The organism is Stenotrophomonas sp. HMSC10F07 (assembly GCF_001807895.1).
GTDB lineage: Bacteria > Pseudomonadota > Gammaproteobacteria > Xanthomonadales > Xanthomonadaceae > Stenotrophomonas > Stenotrophomonas sepilia.
Genome location: NZ_KV791394.1, coordinates 21,128 through 27,801, shown reverse-complemented (window position 1 = coordinate 27,801; position 6,674 = coordinate 21,128). Strand labels below are relative to the sequence as shown.

At 66.1% G+C, this 6,674-nt stretch carries 5 protein-coding genes; all 5 read right to left on the bottom strand.

Annotation, left to right across the window (positions count from 1 at the left end; all coding sequences use genetic code 11):
* Window positions 1-353: 353 nt before the first annotated feature.
* Window positions 354-1,028, bottom strand: coding sequence for a fimbrial biogenesis chaperone (locus tag HMPREF3114_RS11575; RefSeq protein WP_229766064.1), 675 nt, complete (start codon window positions 1,026-1,028; stop codon window positions 354-356).
* Window positions 1,029-1,091: 63 nt separating this feature from the next.
* Entirely contained in the window at window positions 1,092-2,030 is a 939-nt protein-coding gene (locus HMPREF3114_RS11570; RefSeq protein ID WP_070489834.1) for a fimbrial protein, read from the bottom strand.
* A gap of 227 nt (window positions 2,031-2,257) precedes the next feature.
* Window positions 2,258-2,965 carry a fimbrial biogenesis chaperone gene (locus HMPREF3114_RS11565; protein WP_176746381.1) on the bottom strand — a complete coding sequence of 236 codons (708 nt, stop codon included), beginning with the start codon at window positions 2,963-2,965 and terminating at the stop codon, window positions 2,258-2,260.
* A 44-nt stretch (window positions 2,966-3,009) separates the two neighbouring features.
* Complete coding sequence (locus tag HMPREF3114_RS11560; RefSeq protein ID WP_141750813.1) at window positions 3,010-4,020, bottom strand: fimbrial protein; 1,011 nt, start codon at window positions 4,018-4,020, stop codon at window positions 3,010-3,012.
* 29 nt (window positions 4,021-4,049) lie between these two features.
* Window positions 4,050-6,632, bottom strand: a complete 2,583-nt coding sequence (locus tag HMPREF3114_RS11555; protein ID WP_235643028.1) for a fimbria/pilus outer membrane usher protein — start codon at window positions 6,630-6,632, stop codon at window positions 4,050-4,052.
* Window positions 6,633-6,674: the final 42 nt, after the last annotated feature.

Sequence of the window (6,674 nt, the reverse complement as noted above, 5' to 3'; positions counted from 1 at the left end):
CCCCCGCCATAACGCGCAGACGGATTGCCAGCCGGCGCCGCGCAAAGCGACGCCGGCTGGCAAGCGTTTACTGCCCAATCGATACGGGTTTCCAGGCCCGGCCACCCTTTTTCCGGTGGCAACCCATCATGCGCACAACCGGCTTGCCATCAGCAAGCACTGCGGTACACAGACGGAGACATTCATGCAGCGGGCGGCATTGTCGCATACCCGCAGACGCCCGTGTTTCAGGGCTCGTGCGCGCCGCTGACGCGCTTCCCAACCAGGCCCGGCACATCCCCAACTGCCAGCGCCCCGCACCGGCAACAGCGCCACGCGCACGCCGATGCCGACATGCGCACACCCTGGTGCCGTCAGAGCGCTCGCGTCACCGCATGCAGCACGCCATCATCGTCCACCCACTCATAGCGCACCGCTGTCAGCGGACCGGCAAACCCCTCGGGCAGCGCCAATGTCCGGCTCTCACCGGGGGCCAGGTAGAACGCGTCCACCGCCCGCTCGCCGGTGGCGGAGACCAATGTCATGCCCGCCAGGTTGAAGTAGTGCCGTGCGGCATTGCGCAGCGCCAGCCCGCCCGCGCCTGCTGCCATGCTCACCTGGCCGTCAGGATTCACCGGCGCCCCGAGCCCCTGCGGGCGGTACAACAGCTTCATGCGGAAGCGGATGGCCACCTGCACTACGTTGTCATCCGCCTTGGCCTCGCGTGCGGGCACATCCACCACGTTCAGCCAGTACAGGTGCTCGTGGTCGCCCGTCGGCAGCTGCGGGGCGATGCCTCTTATCCGCAGTGCGTGGGATGCACCGGGGTCCAGCCGCAGCATCGGGCGATCAAGCACGAACGGCGCTGCGGAGGCTTCCGGAGCCTGCTGAAGGTTGCCGTCGGCCACCCACGCCTGCACCAGCGACGCGCGTTCGCCGTCATTCTTCAATCGCAGCGCCGCCTCACGCTGGCCTGCCGCATAGATCACCCGCGTGCCTTCCACGGTCACGTCGGCCTGCGCGGCCGGCGCGAGGAACAGCAGCCACAAGGCACTGCTCCAGCAGGCCGCGCGCAATCCTGTCTTTGCTTGCACGTGATAGGGCATGCGGCCTCAGGGGAAGGTCAGGCTGAAGGTCAACCCCGCGTTGGCGGGGCCGGGCGTGATGGCCGGAAGGGTCTGCCGATAGCGCACACCAAAGGTCTTGCGCAGGATCTCGGCGTTGGCCGAGCCCCGGCCAAACTCATCGGAACCATAGAAGCGCATCGGCGAACCATCGCCGTTGAGGAACTGATAGCCCACCCCGACCACCCCGCCGCTGGCCTCGGCGATGCCCTGCGAGGCATCCAGCACCGCCGTGGTGGGAACCACCTGATAGTCCACACGCCCGACACCGGCTTCGCAGTCGAGCACCAGCTCATAGCTGCGTTCGCCGGCGATGGATCCCACGCCGGTGAACGCCGCCACCGGCACGAACCCCATGTTGACCTCCTGCGTGCGCATGCGGCAGCTGGGGCGGTCCTGCACCTTCAGGGTCGTTGCACCTACCCACAGCTGATGCCGCAGTGGACCGGCGCCACCTTCATACAGGCGTGACTCGATCACCATTTCCCGCGTGCTGGTGGCGGTGCCGTAGGCGATGTTGCCGGTGCGAATGTACTTCACCTTCAGCCGCGCCCCCACCGGCCCGGTGCCGCTGTCGCCGGCATGCAGCACCACCTCGTCGTAGCCCATTGCTGATGGGCGCCCGCGGGTGCTGCGTTCGAATTCCGCCAGGAACGCCATGCCGACCCCCGCAACGCCGGTCTCATACACTACATACTCTGCGCCGCTTTCGTGATAGCGCTCACGGATGAACCCACCGTGCGTCTCCATCCTATAGTCGATGGGGGCGTCCGCATCGCAGCGGAACTCGTTGGTGGACGCGCCGCCATTGACGGGCAGCCACGGGGTCAGGCCGGCGCCCACAGGAACGTCGCGCGCGGTGAACTCCACCAGCGCGGGTGGTTGGAAGTCCGTGTGGCCGCCACCGCCACTGCAGGAGGCCGCCATGGCGATGCCAGGCGCGAGCACACAGGGGGCCAGCAAAAGCCCAAGACGCACGACTGGCCGCCGCGCAGGCGTCTCGTTCAGAACCTCGCCAGCGGATGGGTCCATAGCCAGGAACGTGCCGCCTCAAACCGTGATGCCGAACGGTATACCCTCCTGCAGGCCGGCTGCGCAAGTCTGGCGCGGCCCGGCGCGTTGACAGCCCCGGTTGCCGCCCGTCTGCAGGTCCACTACCCCCCGTGGCCCAGCTCGCGAACGATGGGCAGCAGGCGGCCGTCATCATCGATCCAGTTCAAGCGTGCACTCAAACGTCCGTCCGGGGCATCGCCGGGTATCGGAATCGCGACGCTGCCGAACGGTGCCACATGCGGGTTGCCCAGGCGGGTATCGCCCGACGCGTGCAGCAACGTTACGTCGCCCAGGTTCAGGTAGTACGGCGTCGGATTGGTCACGACCAGAGATCGCGCCGCGCCCTCGCGCTGCAACTGCACCGCGACCGCCTCTGCCCGCTTCACGCTTGGCGCCGGAAGGCCTGCGGGCCGGTACAGCAGCTTGTAGATGCTGCGCACCGGCAATTCCAGCCGATCGCCCTGCGCGTGTTCCGATCGCGCCGAGATGGTGTGCACGTTCAACCAGTACAGGTACTCCCGCGCATCGGTGGGCGCACGCGTTGCCAGCGTCCTGATGCGCAGCGGCTTGTCCTTGCCGGGGTCAAGCCGCATCAGCGGTGGCGCCATTGCAAATGGTGCGGCTGATTGCTCCGGCGCTTGATTGGGGTCACCTTCGGCGATCCACGCCTGTACCAGCACCGGCACCTCCCCCATGTTGCGAAGCGGTACCGTCACCGCCCCCTGTTCGGCCCGGATGACGACGCGCGTGCTGGGCAGTGCCACCTGCGCTGCGGCATCACCCACGCTGATCAGCAGCAGGCAGGCCACCAGCACCCGTGCCATCGCCACGCCGCAGGCTGCCAGTGGACGGCTCATGGGTAGGCCATCACGATGGAAATGGAGGCATTCGCGTTGCCCGGCACGATGTCATCGGCATCACCGACGGTCTGCACATAGCGCGCCTGGAACGTGCGCCGCAGCTCGCCGGCCGCATCGCCGCTGTGGCCGAAGGACCTGATCGAATCGAACGGGATCGCCGCCCCGCCCACGTCCGTCATCTGAAGGGCGATGCCCTTTGCACCACCGCTGACTTCAACCAATCCCCGATCACGATCAAGCAGCGGGCTGGCCGCATTTTCCTCCAGGTAGAACAGGACATCACCGACCTTCTCCTCACAGTCGAGCACGATATCAAAGGTACGCGGCGCACTGTGGCTGTAACGCGTGGAGAACTCCGTCTGCAGCGCACGCCCCATGTTCACCGATGTGTTCCTGGGGTAGCAGAGCTTTCTGTAAATTCCCTCGATTGAGGTTGCACCCAGCAGAAGCCTATTGCCGGTGGTCACGCTGCTGAAGTCGCGCAGAATGAAGTCCGCCGCAGCGACTTCCGGAACAACCAGGGTGCCCTCTGGAATATCGCCAATCTTGATGAAGCGGATTCTCAGATCCAGCGTCAGCCAATGCCGGAAGAACACCTTTGAGTTGGTCGTGCCTGCAACAACCGGCTGATAGTCGATGCCGTTCTCCCGCGCCTCGCTCCGGAATGCCATGATGAAGCCGAGCCCTGGGACGCCTGTCTCATAGATGGAATAGGTAGACCGGCCCTCTGTGTAGCTCCCCTGGGTGGTGGCACGGCCGGTGACATACATCGTCCCAGAGTCGGTGCAGCCGCCAACATCATCGACGGACGACAGGTTGTACCACGGCGAAACCGGCCTGCCGACCTGAGTTCCATTGACTGTGAGCCGAGCGCCGGTGAGGGTCGCGCGACCAGGCTCCCCGAAGTCGCAACGCGCCATGGCAGGAGCAGCGATACCCATGGCAACCACCGCCATCATTGGCAGCAGTCCTTGTCTGGCCCATTTTCGTACGTGAGATTTCATGATCCGTGTTCCTCTACACCGAAAGTGATTCAATCAGCCGCAAGCTGCGCCTGATCAGCCAGCGACGGCGCACAGGCCGCAACCAGAAGATCGGCGCTCGGGCTGTCGCGCAGGTCATAAGGAATTCGGCACTGCGCCCCCTCACCTGCCCCATGTGCAACAAAGAGCTCACCCTGCTCATCCAGGCCGCGCACCCAGAGCCGGCTGCCCTGCCCCACCACGCCCACCACGTCGCCCTGTGCATTGAGCACATCGGTGCCGAAGGGCAACGCAGTGCCATCCGGCAGCCGCGCTTCGATAAGTGCGTTACGGCCCACGGCCGTCGGCAGCACCATCTTCACCACCGCACCCGCGTTGGGGATGGCAGACACGGAACCGGCGCTGAGTTCGACGTCCAGTGGCAGGTCACTGGGGTCCACGCCCAACTCGTTGCGACGGAACGGGCTCAGGTGCGGCACCACGGCATAGCCACGCGAGTCGGTCTTCACGCCGGTGGCGCTGTCGACCTTTGCGCCCGCAGCACCCGGCACATGCACCAGGCCAACGGTCTCACCCAGGCGCTGGGCCAGCGTGATGCCGCCACCGTGCACCACCAGGCCGCCGCTGGCGCCCAGCGAGAGCCTGCTGCTCTGCGTTGAGCGGTTGAAGGAACCGGTGACGTGTGCCACCGGCAACTGATAGTTGGCACTGACGCCGTAGCTGGAACGGTCGCCGTCGCGATTGAGTGAGGCGCTGTAGCTGCCCAGGCCGGTGTCGCCGAGTGATCCGATCACGCCCACGCCGTAGCCGTTGCGCCCGCTGCTGTCGCGGCTTGCATTCACATCCAGGCGCGGCGCGCTGGCCGGCACGCCCAGCGGCACGCTGACGCTGAGGTACACGCTGTTGGTGGCCTTCGCCGCGTCGCTGGAGAACAGCGACGATTCCAGCGTGCGACGCGCGCTGATCGTATAGCTGGCGCGCCCGATGCGGCTGCCATAGCCCAGCGAGAAGCTGGTCTGGCGTCGGTTCTGGTCCCAGTAGTCACTGGTGCTGCCGGTGAACGTCAGCTGGCCCTTGCCGTCCTGCAGGCGCTGGTTGATGGTCAGGTCCAGGCGGCTGCGTTGGCGCCCCACGATGTCATAGCCAGCCTCCTGGCCTACATTGCCACGCAGGCGCATGGCGTCGGCCAGGGTGAGGAAGTCGCTGGTCGAATAGCGGTAGGCCGCCATCGTGATGTTGGTGTTGTCGTCGAACAGCGCCTTGTTGTATGCAACACGGTAGGATTGGCCACGGCGACGCTCGACGCCGCCGTTGATGCCCGGAATCCGCGCGTCGCTGAAGGTGACATCGCCGGAGAACGCACCGATGGGCGTCGACCAGGCACCGCCCAGCACCAGCCCGGTATAGCCCGACGCTGCGGTGGCACCCGCATAGCCAGTGAACCTGTTGCTCACGCCCCGGCGCAGCGTCGCTTCAATGAAGCGCGGCTTCTGCGCGAACTGGTCGTCACGCAGTTCACCGGCGGTGATGCTGTAGCGCTGCTGGCCAGGGCGCAGCAGCTGCGGCATGGCGGTGAACGGCACCACGAAGCGCTCGATGCGGCCATCGGCCTCGGTAACCTCCACCTCGATGTCGCCACTGGAACCATAGATCTGCAGGTCGTCAATCTCAAAGGGCCCCGGCGCGACGCTGGTCTCGTGAATCACGAAGCCGCGCTGGCGAATGGTTACCCGCGCATTGGTCTGCGCGACACCGCGCACCACGGGTGCGAAATTGCTGGCACCGTCCGGCAGCATGCGCGGGTCAGTGGTGATGTTCGCGCCACGGTAGTTCACGCCCTGCAGCATGTCGCCGCTGGTGGAGGACTCACCCACGGTCAACTGCGCGTTCAGCGACGGCACGTTGCGCTGCAGGTAGCTGCGCCCCGCTGCGTAGCGCATGCCATCGTCGTTGCTGTGGTGCAGATAGCCACTGTGGCGCAGCCGCCATTGCCCCAGGTTCAGGCCGGCATCCACGGTCATGCTGGTGTTCTGGCTTTCCCGGCCCTCGTAGCGATAGCGATCGTGGCTGAGGCTGTAGCCCAGCGTGACAGCGGTGATGCCCGGGTCCCATCGGGCCGGGTCCACCCAGCCGCGCGGGGTGCGGGCCAGATAGATCTGCGGAATGCTGATCAGCAGCGCCTGCTCGCCAACGTCGAACTCGCTCGTTGCACCCGGAATGAAGGCATCCAGGCGTTCGCAACTGGGCTCCGCCGGCAGCGGCAGCAGGGTGCCTTCGGTATCGTCGCCAGAGGCGCGCTCGGCCTCCAGCCGCTTCTCGTCCAGGCCCATCAGCTCGAAGAGCGCGGCATCGAAGCAGATGCGCACCTCATCGTCCTGGGCAACGCGGGCCACGATATCCCGTCGGTCAACAACCTGGCCGTTGATGCTGATATCCGCATTGTAGGTGCCCGGAAGCAGATCGCCGCGCTCGAACCGGCTGAGATCCACGTGCTCGCTGCCCATGCCGAACAGCAGATCCGGGTTGAACTCCACCTTCGGCGCGGCCCATGCTGACATCGGCAGCAGCGCGGCCACCACTGCGGCCGCCAACGGGCGACGGCAGAGCGAGTTGTGCTTGGCATGTCGGGTCATGGTCATGGTCCAGTGTTTGGGCAAGGCGCTGCCGCCCCGGGC

Excerpts from the sequence above, each read along its gene's own strand:
- HMPREF3114_RS11555 (WP_235643028.1), bottom strand. The coding sequence starts at position 6,632 with ATGACCCGACATGCCAAGCACAACTCGCTCTGCCGTCGCCCGTTGGCG.
- HMPREF3114_RS11560 (WP_141750813.1), bottom strand. The coding sequence starts at position 4,020 with ATGAAATCTCACGTACGAAAATGGGCCAGACAAGGACTGCTGCCAATG.
- HMPREF3114_RS11570 (WP_070489834.1), bottom strand. The coding sequence starts at position 2,030 with ATGGCGGCCTCCTGCAGTGGCGGTGGCGGCCACACGGACTTCCAACCA.